At 65.9% G+C, this 20,624-nt stretch carries 20 protein-coding genes and 1 tRNA gene; all 21 read left to right on the top strand.

Annotated features, from left to right (window positions below):
* Positions 1–3 precede the first annotated feature (3 nt).
* The 21 genes from infC (at position 4) to BMZ02_RS08130 (ending at position 20,622) form a co-directional block, all read left to right on the top strand.
* On the top strand, positions 4–552 hold the full coding sequence (gene infC, locus BMZ02_RS08230) for a translation initiation factor IF-3 (protein WP_425425076.1): 549 nt from the start codon (positions 4–6) through the stop codon (positions 550–552).
* 73 nt (positions 553–625) lie between these two features.
* On the top strand, positions 626–823 hold the full coding sequence (gene rpmI, locus BMZ02_RS08225; RefSeq protein WP_091642098.1) for a 50S ribosomal protein L35: 198 nt from the start codon (positions 626–628) through the stop codon (positions 821–823).
* Positions 824–846: 23 nt separating this feature from the next.
* Positions 847–1,206 carry a 50S ribosomal protein L20 gene (rplT, locus tag BMZ02_RS08220; RefSeq protein WP_091642095.1) on the top strand — a complete coding sequence of 120 codons (360 nt, stop codon included), beginning with the start codon at positions 847–849 and terminating at the stop codon, positions 1,204–1,206.
* Positions 1,207–1,342: 136 nt separating this feature from the next.
* The gene (pheS, locus tag BMZ02_RS08215; RefSeq protein WP_091642093.1) at positions 1,343–2,374 is read left to right on the top strand and encodes a phenylalanine--tRNA ligase subunit alpha; all 1,032 of its coding nucleotides are present in this window, start codon (positions 1,343–1,345) and stop codon (positions 2,372–2,374) included.
* Between the two features lie 64 nt (positions 2,375–2,438).
* Positions 2,439–4,817, top strand: a complete 2,379-nt coding sequence (gene pheT, locus BMZ02_RS08210) for a phenylalanine--tRNA ligase subunit beta (protein ID WP_091642090.1) — start codon at positions 2,439–2,441, stop codon at positions 4,815–4,817.
* A gap of 4 nt (positions 4,818–4,821) precedes the next feature.
* Positions 4,822–5,121 carry an integration host factor subunit alpha gene (gene ihfA / locus BMZ02_RS08205; RefSeq protein ID WP_091642087.1) on the top strand — a complete coding sequence of 100 codons (300 nt, stop codon included), beginning with the start codon at positions 4,822–4,824 and terminating at the stop codon, positions 5,119–5,121.
* A complete protein-coding gene (locus tag BMZ02_RS08200) occupies positions 5,102–5,458 on the top strand; it encodes a MerR family transcriptional regulator (RefSeq protein ID WP_091642085.1) in 357 nt (118 codons plus the stop codon). Before ihfA ends, BMZ02_RS08200 begins: the two co-directional genes overlap by 20 nt.
* A gap of 55 nt (positions 5,459–5,513) precedes the next feature.
* A tRNA-Pro gene (locus BMZ02_RS08195) sits at positions 5,514–5,590 on the top strand.
* Between the two features lie 147 nt (positions 5,591–5,737).
* A complete protein-coding gene (locus BMZ02_RS08190) occupies positions 5,738–7,195 on the top strand; it encodes an SLC13 family permease (RefSeq protein WP_091642082.1) in 1,458 nt (485 codons plus the stop codon).
* A gap of 163 nt (positions 7,196–7,358) precedes the next feature.
* Complete coding sequence (locus BMZ02_RS08185; RefSeq protein WP_091642081.1) at positions 7,359–8,369, top strand: methionine ABC transporter ATP-binding protein; 1,011 nt, start codon at positions 7,359–7,361, stop codon at positions 8,367–8,369.
* Complete coding sequence (locus BMZ02_RS08180) at positions 8,366–9,031, top strand: methionine ABC transporter permease (protein ID WP_091642078.1); 666 nt, start codon at positions 8,366–8,368, stop codon at positions 9,029–9,031. The genes BMZ02_RS08185 and BMZ02_RS08180 overlap by 4 nt, the downstream gene beginning before the upstream one ends.
* 46 nt (positions 9,032–9,077) lie before the next feature.
* Positions 9,078–9,866 carry a MetQ/NlpA family ABC transporter substrate-binding protein gene (locus tag BMZ02_RS08175; RefSeq protein WP_091642075.1) on the top strand — a complete coding sequence of 263 codons (789 nt, stop codon included), beginning with the start codon at positions 9,078–9,080 and terminating at the stop codon, positions 9,864–9,866.
* Between the two features lie 137 nt (positions 9,867–10,003).
* The gene (locus BMZ02_RS08170) at positions 10,004–12,712 is read left to right on the top strand and encodes a cation-transporting P-type ATPase (protein WP_091642073.1); all 2,709 of its coding nucleotides are present in this window, start codon (positions 10,004–10,006) and stop codon (positions 12,710–12,712) included.
* Between the two features lie 4 nt (positions 12,713–12,716).
* On the top strand, positions 12,717–13,085 hold the full coding sequence (locus BMZ02_RS08165) for a hypothetical protein (RefSeq protein ID WP_091642070.1): 369 nt from the start codon (positions 12,717–12,719) through the stop codon (positions 13,083–13,085).
* 36 nt (positions 13,086–13,121) lie between these two features.
* Positions 13,122–14,633 (top strand): DUF1538 domain-containing protein, encoded by a 1,512-nt coding sequence (locus tag BMZ02_RS08160; protein WP_091642068.1) that lies wholly within the window; start codon positions 13,122–13,124, stop codon positions 14,631–14,633.
* On the top strand, positions 14,630–14,977 hold the full coding sequence (locus BMZ02_RS08155) for a P-II family nitrogen regulator (protein WP_091642065.1): 348 nt from the start codon (positions 14,630–14,632) through the stop codon (positions 14,975–14,977). The genes BMZ02_RS08160 and BMZ02_RS08155 overlap by 4 nt, the downstream gene beginning before the upstream one ends.
* 44 nt (positions 14,978–15,021) lie before the next feature.
* Positions 15,022–15,411 carry a CBS domain-containing protein gene (locus BMZ02_RS08150; RefSeq protein ID WP_091642063.1) on the top strand — a complete coding sequence of 130 codons (390 nt, stop codon included), beginning with the start codon at positions 15,022–15,024 and terminating at the stop codon, positions 15,409–15,411.
* Positions 15,412–15,497: 86 nt separating this feature from the next.
* Positions 15,498–17,309 (top strand): sensor domain-containing diguanylate cyclase, encoded by a 1,812-nt coding sequence (locus tag BMZ02_RS08145; protein WP_091642060.1) that lies wholly within the window; start codon positions 15,498–15,500, stop codon positions 17,307–17,309.
* Between the two features lie 159 nt (positions 17,310–17,468).
* The gene (locus BMZ02_RS08140; protein WP_091642057.1) at positions 17,469–18,863 is read left to right on the top strand and encodes a sodium:solute symporter family transporter; all 1,395 of its coding nucleotides are present in this window, start codon (positions 17,469–17,471) and stop codon (positions 18,861–18,863) included.
* The gene (locus tag BMZ02_RS18980; RefSeq protein ID WP_091642054.1) at positions 18,863–19,816 is read left to right on the top strand and encodes a metallophosphoesterase family protein; all 954 of its coding nucleotides are present in this window, start codon (positions 18,863–18,865) and stop codon (positions 19,814–19,816) included. The genes BMZ02_RS08140 and BMZ02_RS18980 overlap by 1 nt, the downstream gene beginning before the upstream one ends.
* A 158-nt stretch (positions 19,817–19,974) precedes the next feature.
* Positions 19,975–20,622 carry a DUF3047 domain-containing protein gene (locus BMZ02_RS08130; RefSeq protein WP_091642051.1) on the top strand — a complete coding sequence of 216 codons (648 nt, stop codon included), beginning with the start codon at positions 19,975–19,977 and terminating at the stop codon, positions 20,620–20,622.
* Positions 20,623–20,624 lie beyond the last annotated feature (2 nt).

Raw genomic sequence — 20,624 nt, 5'->3', positions numbered from 1 at the left:
AACATCGCTCTGAAGAACAAGCGGAAGCGGTCTGCGCCCGTTGATGAAAAACCCATCAACGACAAGATTCGTACTGAGCAGGTCCGTCTCATTGATCAGGACGGGGAACAGGCCGGGGTCATGTCCCTCCAGGAAGCGCTGGATAGGGCCGAAGAGGCCGGTCTCGACCTGGTCGAGATGGTGCCGCACCCGGAGACGGCCGTTTGCCGGATCATGGATTACGGCAAACACAAGTTCGAGGCGAGCAAGAAGCAGCAGGCCGCCAAGAAGAAGCAGAAGCAGGTGCAGCTCAAGGAAGTCAAATTCCGGCCCGGCACCGACGCTGGCGACTACAACGTCAAGGTCCGGAACCTGCGGAAGTTTCTTGAAGATGGCGACCGCGGCAAGGTCACGCTGCGATTCCGGGGGCGCGAGATGGCGCACCAGGATCTCGGGCTGAAGCTGCTTGAGCGGGTCGAGACCGATCTGGAAGACATCGCCACCGTGGAGCAGCGCCCCAAGATGGAAGGGCGCACCATGGTCATGATGCTCGCGCCGCGCAAGAAGAACTGATTCGTCATTTCGTGGAATGCTGCATGGCCAGCCCTCGCGCTGGCCTGCTGTTTTTTTAGACTGGAGACTGGCAATGCCAAAGATCAAGACCAACCGCGGCGCGGCGAAGCGCTTTGCGAGGACGGGATCCGGCCGGTTCAAGCGCAAGCAGGCGTTTGCCAACCACATCCTGACCAAGAAGGCGCAGAAGCGGAAACGCAACCTGCGCGGCTTCACCCTGGTCGCGAAGCAGGATCACGACGGCGTGCGGCGTCTGCTGCCGTACAGCTGATTGTCAATTTGGGAGTTTGAACCATGGCACGAGTTAAACGGGGCGTCACCGCCCGCGCCAAGCACAACAAGGTGCTGTCCCGCGCCAAGGGCTACTACGGTGCCCGCAGCCGGAGCTGGCGGGTGGCCAACCAGGCCGTCATCAAGGCCGGTCAGTACCAGTACCGCGACCGCCGTCAGCGCAAGCGCCAGTTCCGCGCCCTTTGGGTGACGCGGATCAACGCGGCCGCGCGCAACAACGGTCTGTCCTACAGCCGCCTCATCAGCGGCCTGAAGAAGGCGGACATCGAGCTGGATCGCAAGGTGCTGGCCGACATGGCCGTGTTCGACAAGGCCGGTTTCACGGCCGTGGCCGAGCAGGCCAAGGCCTCGCTGAACGGCTGATCGGCTCGCCTTTGGTACCCCGGGCGCTGTCCCGGGGGCCGGGAATGAAGGGAAAGGTGGGCCAGACCTTTCCCTTTTTTTGTGACAATGCCGCGGCCCGCCGTCCCGGGGGCTGCAGCCGTGACGGCGGATGAGCATGAGCGCGCAACGATCCGAGGAACTGAACACGTTGGTACAGGAGGCGCTCGCCGGCATCAGGGATGCGGCGGATGCCCGGGATCTTGATGCCGTGCGCGTCTCCTATCTGGGCAAGAAAGGGTTGCTGACCGCGCAGTTGAAACAGCTCGGGAAGCTGCCCGCCGAGGACCGGCCGGCGGCGGGCCAGGCGATCAACGCAGCCAAGGAAGAAGTGCAGCAGGCCCTGGAGGCGCGACGGCAGACGCTGGAGTCGGCCGGCCTCGAGACGCAGCTTGCGCAGGAGGCGGTGGACGTCACCCTGCCGGGGCGTGGCCAGGAGACCGGCGGTCTGCACCCGGTGACCCGGACCCTCGAGCGCATCCAGGCGCTGTTCGCGAGCATGGGGTTCCGGGTGGCGGAAGGCCCCGAAATCGAAGATGACTACCACAACTTCGAGGCGCTCAATATCCCGGCCCATCACCCGGCGCGGGCCATGCACGACACCTTCTACTTCGACGCATCGCGGCTGCTGCGCACCCATACGTCGCCGGTGCAGATCCGGGTCATGGAAAACGAAGGCGCCCCGGTGCGCATCATTGCGCCAGGGCGTGTCTACCGGTGCGACTCCGATCTGACCCACTCGCCCATGTTCCACCAGGTCGAAGGCCTGCTGGTGGACGAAGGTATTACGTTCGCGTACCTCAAGGGCGCGCTGCACGACTTCCTGGAAGCGTTCTTCGAGCAGCGGCTCGAGGTGCGGTTCCGGCCCTCCTATTTCCCGTTCACGGAACCGTCGGCCGAAGTGGACGTCCAGTGCGTGCACTGTGGCGGCGAGGGATGCCGGGTCTGCGGTGGCAGTGGCTGGCTGGAAGTGCTGGGCTCGGGCATGGTGCATCCGAAAGTGTTCGAGTACTGCGGCATCGACGCGGAGCGCTACAGCGGCTGGGCCTTCGGCATGGGCGTCGAGCGGCTGGCCATGCTCCGCTATGGCGTCAACGATCTGCGGCTGTTCTTCGAGAACGACCTGCGTTTCCTGCGCCAGTTTCAGTAATGCACGACCGCACGGCGCCGCCGGGATAGGGCGGTGTGGCGGGTGATTGATCTGAGGAGTCCGGATGAAGATCAGTGAACACTGGTTACGCGAGTGGTTGCCTGTCGACCTGGAGACCCAGGCGCTGGCCCACCGGCTTACCATGGCCGGGCTCGAAGTCGATGGCATCGAGACGGCCGCGCCGGCCTTCGAGCAGGTGGTGGTCGCCGAAGTGGTGGAGTGCAGCGCCCATCCGGACGCCGACAAACTCTCCGTATGCCGCGTGGACGACGGCAGTGGTGAGCTGCTGCAGATTGTCTGTGGCGCTCCCAATGTGCGACAGGGCCTGAAGGCGCCGCTGGCACGGGTTGGCGGTGTGCTCCCGGACGGCATGAAGATCAAGCGCGCCAAACTGCGCGGCGTCGAATCCACCGGCATGCTCTGTTCCGCCCGGGAGCTGGGGCTCAGTGAGGATGCCGCGGGGCTGATGGCATTGCCGGCGGATGCGCCGGTCGGCCGGGACCTCCGCGAATGGCTGCAGCTGGATGACGCCGTCATTGAGGTGGATCTCACGCCCAACCGCGGGGATTGCCTGGGCATGAACGGCGTGGCCCGGGAAGTCTCCGCCCTGACGGCGGTGGATGTGACGGCGCCGGAGCCCGAAACCGTGGCGCCCGTGCTCGATGATCGCGTCGATATCGCGCTGGATGACCGGGCGGCCTGCCCGCGTTACGCGGGGCGTGTGGTCCGCGGCGTGGACGTGGGTGCCCAATCGCCCATCTGGCTGCAGGAGCGCCTGCGCCGCGCCGGCGTGCGCAGCCTCGGCCCGGTGGTGGATGTCACCAACTACGTCATGCTGGAACTCGGGCAGCCCATGCACGCCTTCGATCTCGCCCGGATTCAGGGCGGGATCATCGTGCGCCAGGCGCGCGATGGCGAAACACTGCGGCTGCTTGGCGATGAAACAGTGGAGCTGCGCGCCGGCACGCTGGTGATCGCCGACCACCAGGGGCCGGTCGCCATGGCCGGCGTCATGGGCGGTGCGGATTCTGCGGTGGTGGATGACACCACGGATATCCTGCTCGAGAGTGCCTTCTTTGCGCCGGAGGCGATTGCGGGCCGGGCCCGGCAATACGGGCTGCACACTGACTCCTCCCATCGCTTCGAACGTGGCGTGGATCCGGCCGGTCAGGTGCGTGCCGTGGAGCGCGCGACGGCCCTGCTCACCGCCATCGCCGGCGGTCAGCCCGGACCGGTGCTGGAGCAGGTGGACGACGCCCATGTCCCGGCTCCGCGTAACGTGACCCTGCGCGCGGCGCGCATCCGGCAGCTCCTGGGCATGGACATCCCGGCCGAGGAAGTGACGGGGATTCTCCAGCGCCTGGGGATGGCCGTCACCGCCGAGGGCGATCAGTGGCAGGTGCGGGTGCCCGCCTACCGCTTCGATATCAGCATCGAGGCGGATCTGATCGAGGAGCTGGCGCGTATTCACGGCTACGACCGCATTCCCGAGACGCGCCCGGCGACGCCGGCGCGCATCCAGCCGCAGTCCGAGACGCAGTTGCCGGTGGCGCGCCTGCGCGACGTGCTGGTGGACCGCGGCTACCAGGAGGCGGTGACCTACAGTTTCGTGGAGCCGGGTGTCCAGGCCCTGCTCGACCCCGAGCAGACACCCGTCCCCCTGGCGAACCCGATCTCGGCCGAGATGGCGGTGATGCGCACATCCCTCTGGCCGGGCCTGGTGAAGGCGGCGGTGTACAACCGCCACCGCCAGCAGCAGCGCCTGCGGCTGTTCGAGACCGGGCTGCGATTCCGCGGCACGCTGGACGATCTTGCTCAGGAGTCCATGCTCTCCGGCGTCGTGCTGGGGCCAGTTGTGCCCGAGCAGTGGGCCGAGCGGCCGCGGCCGGTGGACTTTTTCGACGTCAAGGGCGATGTCGAGGCGCTGCTGTCGGTCTCCGGGCGCGGCGAGGCATTCCGGTTCGTGCCGGACACCCATCCGGCACTGCACCCCGGTCAGACCGCGCGTGTGGAACTGGATGGTGAATCCGTGGGCTGGCTGGGCGCGGTGCATCCGCAGCTCCAGGGGCGCCTTGACCTGGACGGTGCGGCATTCCTGTTCGAGTTGCGTCTCGACGTGGTGCAGCAGGCGCGGGTGCCGGCTTTCGAGCCGCTGTCACGGTTCCCGTCCATCCGTCGGGACCTGGCGATCGTGGTGGAGGCGTCCGTTTCCGCGGCGGCTCTGGACGGCTGCGTGCGCCAGGCCGGGGGCGAGTTGCTGAAGGACGTGATCCTCTTCGACGTGTATCAGGGGGAAGGCGTCGGTGATGGTATGAAAAGTGTGGGTATAGGCTTGATTTTGCAGGATTTATCCCGCACGCTTGTAGACAGTGACGTGGACGCAGTGGTGGACCGTGTGGTCGCGCAGTTGCGCCATGAGCTTCACGCCGAGTTGAGAGGGTAATCGCATGGCTTTGACCAAGGCAGACATGGCCGAGCGTCTGTTCGAAGAGGTTGGACTGAACAAGCGGGAAGCGAAGGATCTGGTAGAGTGCTTCTTTGAAGAGATCCGGGCTTGCCTGGAAGATGGGACCGCGGTCAAGCTGTCCGGTTTCGGCAATTTCGATTTGCGTGACAAGAGCGAGCGGCCAGGACGCAACCCGAAGACCGGCGAAGAGATTCCCATCTCCGCCCGGCGCGTGGTGACTTTCCGGCCCGGTCAGAAACTGAAGGCGAGAGTGGAAGCCTATGCTGGAACCGGGGAATAACGACGAACTGCCGGCGATCCCGGCCAAGCGCTACTTCACCATCGGTGAGGTCAGTGAACTGTGCGGCGTGAAACCGCACGTGCTGCGTTACTGGGAGCAGGAGTTTCCGCAGGTCAAGCCGGTCAAGCGCCGCGGCAATCGACGTTATTACCAGCGTCAGGACGTGATTCTCATCCGCCAGATCCGGTCCTTGCTGTACGAGGAAGGGTTTACCATCGGCGGGGCGCGTCAGCGCCTGTCCGGGGACGACGCCAAGGAAGATCTCAACCAGAGCCAGCAGGTGATCCATCAGGTCCGGCTGGAGCTGGAGGAAGTGGCCCAGGCGCTGAAGCGCTGATGCGTGCGCGAGGCTTGGACGCCCGCGCGGTTTTGTGTAATATTGCCAGCCTTCTCGGGGTGTAGCGCAGCCTGGTAGCGCACCTGCATGGGGTGCAGGTGGTCGCAGGTTCAAATCCTGCCACCCCGACCATCTTCTTTATGAAAACGGCGAGTCAGGAGGCATTGAAGCCACCGACTCGCCGTTTTTGTTACGAGCAATAGAATACGACCGACCACGACACAAGCTGGTACCGGCTACGCTTACCGGTGAATCCGATTCAGAGCCAAGGAGTGCGGAATGGCCCTTTCCAGGCAGAGTGTGGGACTTTACCTCGGGCCGAGCGTCCTGATTGCAGGGCTGCTCACGGGGCCGCCCGCCGGGCTGGAATCGAACGAGTGGGCGGTCGCGCTGGTGGCGATTCTCATGGCCACCTGGTGGATCTCCGAAGCGCTGCCGCTGGCAGCGACCGCGCTGGTTCCCATCGTGCTGTTCCCTGCCCTCGACGTGTTGGCGCCGGGGGACGTGACCCGGGCTTACGGTAATCACCTGATCTACCTCTTTCTCGGCGGCTTCCTGATCGCCGTGACCATGCAGCGCTGGAATCTCCATCGCCGCATCGCGTTGCACACCATCAACCTGGTGGGCACGGACCCGCGCCGCATGATCCTGGGGTTCATGCTGGCCACGGCAGTACTGTCCATGTGGATCAGCAATACCGCGACGGCCATGATGATGCTTCCCATTGCCATGGCAGTGCTGCAGCAGAGCCGGGAAGAGGCGGATCGCGCTGGCGAGACGCTGTCCGGCGGGTTCGGCGTGGCGCTGATGCTGGGAATTGCCTACAGCGCCTCCATCGGCGGGGTGGGCACTTTGATCGGCACGCCGCCGAATGCGGTGCTGGCGGGCATGGCCAACGAACTCTACGGTATCGAGATCAGTTTCGCGGCGTGGATGGCATTCGGCGTGCCGCTGTCGGCCATCATGCTGGCCATGACCTGGGTGTATCTTGCGTTCGGGCGACACGGGCGTGATCTCGCCCGTCTTCCCGGTGGGCGTGATCTTGTCCGCCGTGAGCTGGAGGAGATCGGCTCCATCGGCGTGGCCGAGCGGCGTGTGCTGATCGTGTTCGTGAGCGTGGCGCTGGCATGGGTGTTTCGTGGTTTTCTCCCCGAGGGGACACTGAACCAGATCAACGATTCCAGTATTGCCATCGCCGGCGCTCTGGCGCTGTTTCTGCTGTCCGCGGGGGACGGGTCCGGTGAGCGGCTGTTGGACTGGAAAACGGCGGTGACCATCCCCTGGGACATCGTGTTGCTCTTCGGTGGCGGTTTCGCGCTGGCGGCCGGGTTCACGGAGTCCGGGCTGTCCGAGACCATGGCCACCGGTCTCGAGGGCCTGGCCGGGATACCCGTCCTGCTGATGATCGCGGCCTGCGTGGCGCTGGTGGTGTTTCTCACCGAGGTCACGTCCAACACGGCGACGGCGACGCTGTTCGTGCCCCTGATGGGGGCGCTGGCGGTGGCGATCGGTTTCCATCCGCTGGCGCTGATGGCGGCAGTGGCGGTGGCGGCGTCCTGTGCCTTCATGCTCCCCGTGGCGACGCCGCCGAACGCGGTGGTGTTCGGCAGTCGGGCGGTGACTGTCCCGCAGATGGCCCGGGCGGGGCTGTTGCTGAACCTGGTGACCATCGTCCTGACTACCGCGTTCATCTACTGGGTTCTGCCCGCCGTCATGGGGATTTCACTGCAGGGCTGACCCCCTGGCGGACCCCTGCGTTATAACCTGATAGCTGTTCGATTTATTCGATCAGCACCGGTCACGTTATAATCCCGGGCTTTCGGGTGGCGGGAGATCGTGTCCGGCAGTGGTATCGCACGGTGCTCCCCCGCGACGTTGCGCGGACCAGGAAAGCTGTGTCGTGATCGAATTCGAGGACGTTCAAAAGTCGTATCGCGTGGAAGGCCGTGACGTGTCGGCGCTCCGCGATATCAATCTGGAAGTCCGCGCCGGCGAGGTGTTCGGGGTGATCGGGCACTCCGGTGCCGGCAAGTCCACGCTGTTGCGGCTCATCAATTTGATCGAGCGGCCCAGCAGTGGCCGCATCCGGATCGATGGTGAGGACATCACCGACAGCCGGGGCGGTGAGCTGATGGCGCTGCGCCGCGGTATCGGCATGATCTTCCAGCACTTCAATCTGCTGTCCTCGAAGACGGTGGCGGAGAACGTGCGTTTTCCCATGAAGCTCGCGGGGACGTACTCGCGTGACCAGATGCAGCACCGGGTGGATCACCTGCTCGATCGGGTCGGGCTGGCGGATCAGGCCAACAAGTACCCGGCACAGCTCTCCGGCGGGCAGAAGCAGCGCGTGGGCATCGCCCGGTCGCTCGCCTGTGAGCCGCGCATTCTGCTCTGCGACGAGGCCACCAGCGCCCTCGACCCCCAGACCACCCAGTCGGTTTTGCGGCTGCTCGGCGATATCAATCGCGAACTCGGGCTGACCATCGTACTGATTACCCACGAGATGGACGCCATCCGCACCATCTGTGACCGGGTGGCGGTGCTGGATGCCGGTGAGGTCGTTGAACAGGGCACGGCGGCGCAGGTCTTTCTGCATCCGCGCCACCAGACCACGCAGCGTTTCGTATTCGAGACCGAGCACATCGACGAGGACGAGCGCCAGGAGGATTTCGCCCATGTCCCGGGCCGGGTGCTGCGCCTGACCTTCCAGGGGGAGGCCACGTATACCCCGATGCTGGGTGATATCGCCCGCCGCACCGGCGTGGACTACAGCATCCTGAGCGGGCGCATCGACCACATCAAGGATATCCCCTACGGGCAGATCACGCTGTCGCTGATCGGTGGTGATACCGACAGTGCGGAGCAGGCCCTGCACGGCGCGGATGTCAGCGTGGAGGTGCTGCGGCCATGAACGATTTCTTCATGAACGTCCGCTGGGACGAAATCGGTGTCGCCACCTGGGACACGGTGCTCATGGTGGGTGGCTCCATGTTCTTCATCGTGCTCCTGGGGTTGCCGCTCGGGGTGCTGCTGTTTCTCACCGGCAAGCGCCAGCTGCTGGAGCAGAATGCGTTCTACGCGGTGCTGTCGTTCGTGGTGAACGTGCTGCGCTCCATTCCGTTCATCATCCTGCTGATCGTGATGATCCCGGTAACGATGCTGCTGGTGGGCACGTCACTGGGCGTGCGCGGGGTGATTCCCCCGCTGGTGGCCGCTGGCACGCCGTTTTTCGCACGGCTGGTGGAGACGTCCCTGCGCGAGGTGGATCGCGGCATCATCGAGGCCACACAGGCCATGGGGGCGTCTACCTGGCAGATCGTCATGGGCGCGCTGCTGCCTGAAGCGCGTCCCGGGATCATCGCGGGCATCACCGTGACTGCCATCACCCTGGTCTCCTACGCCGCCATGGCCGGTGTCGTCGGTGGGGGCGGGCTCGGGGATCTGGCGATCCGTTATGGCTACCAGCGCTTCCAGACCGACGTGATGCTGGTCACGGTGGTGCTGCTGGTGGTCTTCGTGCAGTTGCTGCAGATGCTTGGTGACCGGTTGGTGCTGTACTACAGCCGCCGGTGACCGGAGCAGGTTTGTTCCCGATCAACCAACATCAGGGAGAGTCTCAATGCACTTGCGCCATGTCGTTACCGTTACCGCCGCGGCGGGCCTGCTGGCTGCCGCCAATGCCCACGCCAACGAGCGCCTCAGCGTCGCCGCGACCCCGGTCCCCCATGCGGAGATCCTGGAGTTCGTCGAGCCCATGATGGACGAGCGCGGCGTGGACCTGGACGTCCAGGTCTTTACCGATTACGTCCAGCCCAACACCCAGGTGGACCAGCAGCGGCTGGACGCCAACTTCTTCCAGCACAAGCCGTATCTCGAGGAATTCAATGCCGATCAGGGCACCGAACTGGTGGCCATCGCCGGCGTGCACATCGAGCCCTTTGGTGCTTACTCCGACCGCATCGACAGCCTTGATGACCTGCAGGACGGCGACACCATTGCCATCCCGAATGACCCCACCAACGGCGGCCGCGCCCTGCTGCTGCTCCATGAACTGGGCGTGATCACCCTGGAGGATGGCGACAGCATTTCCGCCACCGAGAGCGACATCGCCGAGAACCCGAAGAACCTGGAGTTCGAAGCGCTGGAGGCAGCGATGCTTCCGCGCGTGCTGAACCAGGTGGATGTGGCCATGATCAACACCAACTACGCGCTGGAAGCGGACCTCAACCCCGTGGAAGACGCCCTGGCCATCGAGGACTCGGAGTCGCCCTACGTGAACTACCTGGTCGCGCGCCCGGACAACGAGAACAGCGAGGCGATCCAGGCCCTGAAAGAGGTGCTGCTGAGCGACGAGGTGCGCACCTTCATTGAGGACGAGTACGACGGTGCCGTTGTGCCGGCATTCTGATTGCCTTCAGGCCGTGCCCGGTGTTGCGGCCGGGCACGGTTTCATCTGCGTTTGCCGTCCCGGGTGATCTGCATCAATTGCCTCCCATCCCCGAATGGGTAGAGTGAGCTGCGGTTGAGTCGCTTTCGGGGAACGGCATGTCCGACACACCGCAGTCCTGGCACGCGCAATCCGTCGAGGCCACCATGGCGGCGCACGAGGCGCACCGTGACGGTCTCGCCGCCGCCGAGGCGGACCGCCGCCTGGCGCGGCACGGGGCCAATCGCCTGCGTCCTCCCGAGACTGCCGGTCCCCTGGTACGGTTCTTCCGCCACTTCCACAACGTCCTGATCTACATCCTCATTGCCGCGGCAGCCGGCACGGCGCTGCTGGGCCACTGGGTGGATACCGGCGTGATCCTGGCCGTGGTGCTCATCAATACCCTGATCGGCTTCGTCCAGGAGGGGCGGGCGGAAAAGGCGCTGGATGCCATTCGCCAGATGCTCTCGCCCACGGCACTGGTGATCCGTGATGGCGAGCGCCAGGAGATTCCGGCGGATACCGTCGTGCCGGGGGACATCGTGGTGCTCCAGGCCGGTGACAAGGTGCCCGCCGACCTGCGGCTGCTGCAGGTCAAGAACCTGCGTATCGACGAGGCCGTACTCACCGGCGAGTCCGTGCCCGTCGCCAAGGCGGTGGATGCAGTGGCCGACGCTGCGCCACTGGGCGATCGCGTGTGCATGGCGTACTCCGGGACCCTGGTGACCTTCGGCCGTGGGCTCGGCGTCGTGACCGCCACGGGGGATGACACCGAGGTTGGCCGGATCTCGGGCATGCTCACCGAGGTGGACAGCCTGCAGACCCCCCTGATCCGGCAGACGGAGCAGTTCGGGCGCTGGCTGGCGGGTGTCATCCTGGTGATCTCGGCGGCGACGTTCGCGTTCGGGTACTGGGTACGCGGCTATCCCCTGGACGAGATGTTCCTGGCCGCCGTGAGCCTGGCAGTATCGACCATTCCCGAGGGCCTGCCGGCGATCCTGACCATCGCCCTGGCCATTGGTGTGCAGAAGATGGCGCGGCGCAACGCCATCATTCGCCGGCTGCCGGCGGTGGAAACCCTGGGCTCCGTGTCCACGATCTGCTCGGACAAGACGGGCACCCTGACCCGCAACGAGATGACCGTCTCCACCGTGGCCTGCGCGCACCGCTGGGTCCAGGTGGAAGGGGTCGGTTACGATCCCGGGGCCGGGCAGCTGTGCCAGGACGGCGAGCCCATTGAACCGCTGGATGACGAGGTGCTGCGCCACGTATTGCGCGCCGGTTTGCTCTGCAACGACGCCCGGCTCATCCAGCGCCAAGGCGACTGGGCCATCGAGGGTGACCCCACCGAAGGGGCGTTGCTGGTGCTCGCCGGCAAGGGGGGGCTCGACCGCGGCGAGGAAGAGCAGCAGCACCCGCGGCTCGACGTCATCCCGTTCGAGTCCGATCACAAGTACATGGCAACGCTCCACGGCCCGTCGGACGGTGGCCGGTACATCGTGCTCAAGGGCGCGCCCGAGCGGGTGCTGGATCTGTGCAGCGCCCAGCGCGGCGTGGATGGCGACCAGCCACTGGACCGCGCTTTCTGGGACGGCTGCCTCGATCAAATTGCCGGCCAGGGCGAGCGCCTGCTGGCCGTGGCGACACGGACGGCCACCGAAGAGACCGCCGTGGATCATCCCCATGTGGACGCCGGTGGGTTCACGCTGCTGGCCGTGCTGGGCATTATCGATCCGCCCCGGGAGGAGGCCATTCGCGCCGTCGCCCAGTGCCGTGAGGCCGGCGTTGGCGTGAAGATGATCACCGGAGATCACCTGATCACCGCCAGCGCCGTGGGCCGGTTGCTGGGGCTCGGCGAAGCGGCGCGGAGTGCCGTCGCCGGCCATGAGCTGGACACCATGGATGACGACACTCTTCGGCGCACGGCCCATACGGCCGCCGTCTTCGCCCGCACCACGCCCGAGCACAAGTTGCGCCTGGTGAGCGCGTTGCAGGCGGAAGGCGCCGTGGTTGCCATGACCGGAGACGGCGTCAACGATGCCCCCGCGCTGAAGCGCTCGGACGTGGGCGTGGCCATGGGTAACAAGGGCACGGAGGCCGCCAAGGAGGCCTCGGAGATGGTGCTGGCCGATGACAACTTCGCCTCCATCGCCCACGCGGTGGAAGAGGGCCGCACCGTCTACGACAATATCCGCAAGGCCATCCTGCACATGTTGCCCACCAATGCCGGGCAGTCACTGACCATCATGATGGCCATTCTCATGGGGCTGGCCCTGCCGCTGACCCCGGTGCAGGTCCTGTGGGTGAATATGGTCACCTCGGTGACCCTGGCCATGGCGCTGGCCTTCGAGCCCAGCGAGCCGGGCGTCATGCGCCGTCCGCCCCGGGACCCGGCGGCACCGCTGCTGTCCGGATTTCTGCTCTGGCGCATTCCCTTCGTGGCCATTCTGCTGTGGCTGGGGACCTTCGGCCATTTCGTGTGGATGGAAGAAGTGGTGGGCGCCTCCGACGAGGTGGCCCGCACCGTGGCCATCAACACGCTGGTGGCCGGTCAGGCCTTCTACCTGCTCAACCTGCGGCTGATCCACCAGCCGGTGCTGGTCGGCGGGGCGCTGCTGCGCAGCCAGGCCATGTGGATTGCCATCGGGGTGCTGGTGCTGCTGCAATTGGCGTTCACTTACGCACCGGTAATGCATACCCTGTTCGGGACTACCGCCATCGGGCCGGACGACTGGGCACGGATCCTGGCATTCGGGGCGGCGGTGTTCGTGATCGTGGAGTTCGAGAAGATGGCGCTGCGACGGCTGCCGTGGGTGGAAACGGGGTAGGGTCATGACCGACGACAAACCGCAGGGTGCCTCGTTGCTGATTGCGGCGGTGGCCGATGAGCTGGAGGAGGCGGCGCTGGCCATTGCCCGGGAGGAAGGGGCCCGCGGTGTTACCATTCTGCCGTCCCGGGGCATCGGCTTTCCCGAGCACATCACGTTTTTCGGTGTCACCTATCGGGGGATCGGCGTGGTGATGCTCTGGGTGCTGGACGGCGAGCGGGCGACGCGCATCGCCGCCCGGATGAACCGTGAGCTGGAGTTGCTGCGGCCCTTTCAGGGGCTTGCGTTCGTGGCGCCGGTGGATGCCACCGGCGGTATCGACCCGGCGGCCATCCGCAAGTATCTGGGCGACGGCCCCGGGCCTTCGGAGTAGACCCATGCGCACAGCAGCAGAGGAAGCCTGCAGCCAGTGAATCAGCTCCGGGAATTCTACGGCATCCTCAAGCATGCCTTCCGCAATCTCTTGCCCATCATCGCCGTGGTGAGCTTCTTCCAGTTCGCGGTGATGCAGGAAGTGCCCGACGGGTTGCTGTCCATGGCCGTGGGCCTGGGCATTGTGGTGCTTGGCGTGGCGCTGTTCCTGCAGGGCCTGGAGCTGGGCATCTTCCCCATCGGCAAGAACCTCTCCAACCAGCTAGCCAAGCGCGGCTCGCTGGTGCTGCTGATGCTGTTCGGTTTCTCCCTGGGGTTTGCCGCGGTGATCGCCGAGCCGGCGCTGATCGCCGTGGCCGATCAGGCCGAGGTGATCAGCGAGGGGCGTGTGAACGCGTTTACCCTGCGGCTGCTGGTGGCCACCTCCGTGGGCGCGGTGGTGGGGCTCGGCATCGTGCGCATCATCCTCGGTCACAGCCTGCACTGGTACATGATTGCCGGTTACCTGCTGGTGGTGTTGGTGACCTTCTTCGCGCCCGAGGAGATCGTCGGGCTGGCCTACGACTCCGGCGGCGTGACCACCAACATCGTCACCGTGCCGCTGATCGCCGCGCTGGGTATCGGCCTGGCGGTCTCCATCCGCGGGCGCACCGCGCTCATGCACGGCTTCGGCCTGGTGGCACTGGCGGTGATGGTGCCCATGATCTCCGTGCAGCTCTACGGCATCGTGGTCTACACCTTCGGCGAGACCGGCGATGTGGCCGGGAACGGCCTGGAGATGGAGGCCGAGACCGACGGCGTCGCCGACCCGGTGGCCGGCAGCCTGGCCCTTGGCATGCTGAGCGATCTGCTGGTCATGGTCAGGGATGTGCTGCCCATTATCGCCGTGGTGCTGGTGTTCCAGTATCTGGTGCTGCGCAAGCACATTGCTCACCTGCACAAGGTCATGGTCGGTTTCGTGCTGGTGATCGTCGGCCTGTACGCCTTCGTGGTGGGGCTGAAACTGGGGCTGTTTCCCATCGGCGAGAGCATGGCCGAGCAGCTTATCGCCCGCGAGCAGATCCTGTTCGTCTACCTGTTCGCCTTCTGTATCGGCTTTGCCACCACCATGGCCGAGCCGGCGCTCATTGCCATCGGCGAAAAGGCGGAAGAGGCAGCCAAGGGGCAGCTCAAGGGCAACATCATCCGGCTGCTGGTGGCCGCCGGTGTGGCCGTTGGCATCACCGTGGGCGTGCACCGCATCATCACCGGTGACTCCATCCACTACTACATCATGGGCGGCTACGCGCTGGTGATCCTGCTCACCTGGCTGTCGCCGAAGTACATCGTGGCCCTGGCCTTCGATCTTGGCGGGGTGACCACTTCGGAGGTGACCGTGCCCCTGGTCACGGCCCTGGGGATTGGCCTGGCAACCCACATCGAGGGGCGCAGTGTGCTCATCGACGGCTTCGGCCTGATCGCGTTCGCGTCCATTTTCCCCATTATTACCGTCATGCTCTACGCTATCGGCGTGGAGCTCGTCAGCAAGGCGAGAGGAGGTGCAACATGAAATTCGCGGCACTGGTGGCCATCCTGGCCGAAGACCTGGAAGAGCAGGCCATCGACTCCGCCAAGGAGGCGGGGGCCGGCGGCGTCACCATTCTGGATGCCCGCGGTATTGGCACGAAGGAGAAGAAGACCTTCTTCGGGCTGACCTACGAAGGCAGCCAGTCCGTGCTGCTGTTCGTGCTGGAGAAGAAACTCTCGGTGCGGGTGTTGAAGCAGATGACCCGGGACCTGGACCTGAACGCCACCAGCAAGGGGGTGGTGTTCACACTGCCGCTGGAGCATATCGCCGGCATCGATATGGCGCAGCTGGAGCAGTTCGAGTCCCGCATCCGGGATGACATTTGAGTCGCCGTAGCGGCACCGTCGAGATACCGCCTGGGAGCCCATCCATGCTAGTGAAAGACATCATGCAGACCGACGTGGTGACGATCTCACCACTGGCCACGATCCGCCAGGCCATGCAGGCCATGCGCAGCAATAACGTCCGGGCGCTGGTGGTCGAGCGTAAGGACGAGCACGACGCCTACGGGTTGATCACCTATGCCACCATCCTGCGGACTATCGTCGCCGAGGAGGGTGATATCGACCTGATCAACGTTTACGACGTGTGCACCAAACCGGTGATCACCGTGCACGCGGAGATGCACGTCAAGCATGTGGCCCGGTTGATGGTGCGGCAGAACTTCCGCCGTGTCGTTGTGCTGCGCGACAGCGCCCTCGAGGGCATCGTGGCCCGCAACGACATCGTGACCCCGATCCTGGCCATGGCAGAGGAGTAGCGCCGGCCGGCATCGTGTTCTCCTGTGAAGGCGGGTAAGCTGCAGGAAAAGCGAATAACTCGAGGTGTGCCGGGGGGCACGGGTGTATGCCGGGTAAACGACGCCTGTTGAGCTGGGCGGTGGCGGGTGTCGTAGGTGCCGTGCTTGGCGCCGGGGCGCTGGCGGTGGACCGCGTTGCCAGCGAGCGGGCGCAGGAGGAGGCGCGCAACGCGGTACTGACGGAAGCGGGCAACCTGCGCGCGCGGCTCGAGGGCGAACTCAACGCCACCATCTTCATGGTCAAGGGGCTGGCGCGTTTCGCCGGCGCCAATCCCGATCTCAGCTGGCACGACTTTGCGGCCATGGCCGAACGCATGGTCACGGGGGAGAGTCATGTCAGGAACGTCGGTCTCGCGCCCGGCGACGTCGTGTCGTACATGTATCCCCTGGCAGGCAATCAGGAGGCGCTTGGGCTCGACATCGCCGAGCACCCGGAGCAGCGCCGCAGCCTCGACCGCATGAAGGCCGAGGGGCGTGCGGTCGTGGCCGGCCCCATGACCCTGGCCCAGGGGGACGAGGCGTTGATCGTGCGTGCCCCGGTGACGCTGAATGATGGCAGCTACTGGGGGGCTGCCACCGTCCCCGTGAGCCACGAGAGCCTGCTGGAGTCCGCCGGCCTGCTGCCGCTCGAGGGGCGGGCGCTGAACGTGGCGCTGCGCGGTCGCGACGGCACCGGCAGCGAGGGCGAAGTGTTCTTCGGCTCGGAGGAGGTTTTCCGTGCCGATCCGGTGCTGCTGGATATCTCCTTCCAGAACGACGCGTGGCAGCTTGCCGCGGTGCCGGCCGCCGGCTGGGCTGCATACTCGGCGTTGCCTTACTGGGCGCGACTGACCGGCGCGTTTCTGGTGCTCGCCACATCGGCGGTTGCCGGCGTGCTGACCTATCAGGCGCAGCGGCTTCGGCACGTGACCCGGCGCCTTGAGGCGATGATTGCGGCGGTGCCGGATATCGGTTTCGTGATCGATGATCAGGGCCGGTATCTCGAGGCCTTCGGCGGACGTGAACGGCAGCTCTATCACGACGGCAGCGGCCTGGTCGGGCACAGCTTCGACGACATCATGGATGAAGCTGCCGCCAGACACTTCCGCGGTGCCGTCCGCAGGGCCATCGACAGCGGGCAACTGGTGACGCTGGAGCATCCCGTCAATGTCGAGGATCTGCCGCAACTGGGTCGGCGGGATGGGCCGTCCGGAAAGCAGTGGTTCCAGGCGAGAATCTTTCCGCTCCCGGAAGGGCTGGAACGGCGACCCTGTGTGCTGTGGCTCGCCTATAACATCACCGATCAGTACCAGGCCCGGCAGGCCGCCAGGGAGCAGGAGGAGCGCATTCGCCATCTTGCCCTTCATGATCATCTGACCGGGCTCGCCAACCGGACGCTGTTCCTCGACCGGCTCGGCCACGCCATCGCCCGGGCTGAGCGCGAGGAGTACCGCCTGGCATTGCTGTTCATTGACCTGGACCGGTTCAAGCCGGTGAACGACGCCCACGGTCACCACGTCGGTGACAGCGTGCTTCAGGAGATTGCGCGACGGTTGCAGGATACGGTCCGGTCCCTGGATACCGTTGTTCGGCATGGGGGGGACGAGTTCGTGGTACTGCTGCCACGGATCGATACCGAGGCGGATGCAGGCAATGCGGCGGCACGTATCCTCGACGCACTGAAGCGGCCCCTGCTGATCGAGGGCCTGGAGCTGCGCATCGGTGGCAGTATCGGCATTGGACTCTACCCGGATCATGGTACCGACGCGGATGCATTGCAGCACGTGGCGGATGACGCCATGTACGATGCCAAGGCGGCTGGTGGCAGTACCTACCGGTTCGCGGGCGGTGCCATGGTGACGACGCCTTCCGGGCCCTGAGAGGAAACCCCTCGGGCAATCCGATGCCCGCCGGCATGGTGAGCGCCTAAACCGGTTCCGGCGGCCGGGCAACCCGTGGGAACCGCGTATTCCCGCCTGAACGCACAGCGTGTAGGGTCCGGGCAGATGTGCGCGTGAGGTCCCCACTGGGAGGATGGATTGGAAACGCTCAATATTCCGGCCCTGACCCTCATCATTCTCGGCCTCGCCGTAGCCAGTGTTGCGGTTGCACCCCGCGTGCGCACCGTGGACGGGTTTTTCCGTGGCTGGACGGATTCCGGGCAACCGCCGGGCGTGCTCACCTTGACACTCTCCCAGGTCACGACCTGGATTTTCGCCCGTTCCCTGCTGAACGCGGGAATACTCGGCTACGTCTTCGGCATCGCCGGGGTGCTCGCCTACACCGCTTACTACGGCTCGTTCCTCACGGGCTGGCTGATCACCGACCGGCTGCGTTTCCGTCACGGGGCCACCAGCGTCCAGGCGTTTCTGTTCCAGCGCTTCGGGCGCACCGGCACCTGGTGCTTCAATGTGCTGATCAGCCTGCGGCTGCTCAGTGAAGTCTTTGCCAACCTGCTGGTGATCGGCATTGTCTTCGCCGCCGCGGGGGATCAGGCCGGCAACCTGGCCATGGTGGCCGTGGCCGCCGTGACCCTGGTCTATTCCGCCGTCGGTGGCCTGCGGGCCTCGCTGCGCACGGACGCCCTGCAGATGGCGCTGCTGGGGGTCGCGCTGCTGGTGCTCCTGGTCATGACCCTGGTGCATCCGCAGTTCAGTAGTGGCGCGGTGGTGGTCAGCAGCCCGGAGCTGACCAGCCCGGGCTGGATCCTGCTGGCGGTGGCATTGCTGCAGGTGTTGAGTTATCCCCTGCACGACCCGGTAATGATGGACCGCGGCTTTATCGCCGACCGCCAGACGACACGGCGGAGTTTCCTGCACGCCTTCTGGCTCTCCTCGCTGTGCATCCTGGCGTTCGGGCTGCTGGGGGTGTTCGCCGGGCTGAACGACGGTGGCGAAGGCGATTTCCTCGCCGCCCTGGAGCCCCTGCTCGGCGGTGGCGCCATGCTGATTCTCGCGGTCGCCCTGGTGTTGTCCGCGGCGTCCACCATGGACTCGGTGTATTCCAGCACCGCAAAACTGGTGGTGGTGGACATGGGGCTGGCGCGCCGCTCCACCCTGTGGGGGCGGGTGGCCATGGTGGCGGCCGCCGTGGGCGGGTTATTGCTGGTCCTCGTGGGCACGGATGACCTGTTCGCCGCCGTGGCGGTCAGCGGCACGGCTTCGCTGTTCCTGGCCCCGGTCATCGTGTTCTCCATCCTGCTGGGGCGGGATGTGGCGCGCTGGAGTCTGCTGGTGACGTTCGCCCTCGCCATGGGCGGTTCGTTCCTGTATTTCCTGGAAGACTCCGGCTACGTGGGCTGGATCGGTGCGCTCACCGGTGTGGAACACAGCTACAGCAAACTGCTCGTGGTCACGGTGGCGATCCTGGTGGGCGGCATGGCCGCCTTCGCCCTGGGGCTGCGTCGCCGGGCGCCCGGCAAGGGCGAGGCGTGATGGTGGCGCCTGGCCGCCACTGCCCCTTGCACTACCGCACCGATCCGGCCGCGCTGGACCGGGCGCCGGATCTGACCGCGGAGACGCTCTACGTGATCGGTGGCCTGTACGGCAATACGGCTGCACTGGGCGCCGTGCTGGAGCTGGCGGCGGACGAAGTGGCTGCCGGGCAGCCCGCGCCGGCACTGCTCTTCAACGGCGATTTCAACTGGTTCAACGCGGATGCTGCGACCTTCGACCGGGTCAACACGGAGGTGCTGCGACACCACGCCTTGCAGGGCAACGTGGAGGCGGAGCTGGCTTCCCCGGATGACGACGCCGGCTGTGGTTGTGCGTATCCGGCATGGGTCGATGATGCCACCGTGGAGCGCTCGAACCGGATCATGGCGCGATTGCAGGCCACCGCCCGGGAGCAGCCGGCGCATGTGGAGGCGCTGGGGCGGCTGCCGCGGCAGCTCCGGGTGCAGGTGGGTCCGGTGTCCGTGGGTGTCATCCACGGCGACCCGGAATCCCTTGCCGGCTGGGGGCTGGCCGTGGAAGCCATGCCGCCACGGGGTGAGACGCCGCCGCAGCTGGCGTCCTGGTTCCGGCGCGCGGCGGTGGACGTGTTCGCCTGTACACACACCTGTCTGCCCTTCGCCCAGGCGTTCACGGCGGGCGGTCGGGCGCGGCTGGTGGTCAACAACGGTGCCACCGGAATGCCCAACGTTCGCGGTGATCGCCGGGGCATTCTCACGCGAATCAGCACCCGTCCGGCCGTGCCCGAGCAGCGTCTGTACGGCACCACTGTGGGGGGTGTTCACTGCGATGCCGTTGCGGCGGACTGCGTCACTCCCGCGTGGGAAGAGTGGTTCCGGCGCGTCTGGCCGGCTGACAGCCCGGCGGCTGTATCCTACGGTACGCGGTTGCGGCAAGGGCCGGATCACGGATTGTCGGATGCGGACCGGCTGTAGCCCGGAATGAAGCGTGGTGCGCCGAGACGCCGCTGCCAGACACGGGGCGCCACCAGCCCCCCCCAGGCCGGCCGCGTTCTGGGGGCTTCCCAAGGTGCCGGCTGCGTTCAGGCGGTTTACAGTGGCGATGTCATCCCGCTGTGCAGGGAGGTAAACCGATGCCGCCGCTGATACGCCCCGCCATTCCGGCCGCCCTGGGTCTGTTGCTGACGATGACCGTCCTCGGCGCGGAAAGGGTGTTTACCCCGGCGGACATCATCGACTGGAAGCGCCATTCCTTCGAGGGCGAAACCACCTACGAACTGGTCGAGATCGATGGGCGTGAGGCCATTCACGCCCGGTGCACCGATGGGACTGCCTCGGGGTTGTTCCTGGAAGACTCCATCGACCTGAACAAGACCCCCATCGTGGAATGGGAGTGGCGGGTGGACGAGACGTTCAGCGGCATTGACGAAACCGTTCGTGCCGGCGATGACTACCCGGCGCGCCTGTACGCCGTGGACGAGCACAGTGTGCTGCGCTGGCGCACCCGCGCGCTCAACTACGTCTGGGCCAGCGAGATGGAGCAGGGCGCCGACTGGGAGAACGCCTACGCCTCCCAGGCGCGCATGATCGCCCTGCAGTCAGGCCCCCCGGAGGAGAGCGGGCAGTGGGTGACCGAGCGCCGCAACCTGCGCGACGATTTCAGGACCTACCACGACCGCGATCTCGACACCATCGACGCGCTGGCGATCATGACCGACTGCGACGACGTGGGTGAGCCCATCGAGGCGTGGTACGGGGAAATCCGCCTGCTGCCGGAGTGATT

Source organism: Aquisalimonas asiatica, from assembly GCF_900110585.1.
Classification (GTDB): Bacteria; Pseudomonadota; Gammaproteobacteria; order Nitrococcales; family Aquisalimonadaceae; genus Aquisalimonas; species Aquisalimonas asiatica.
Note: the sequence above shows the minus strand (reverse complement) of the source record. Positions and strands in the feature narration are given on the sequence as shown.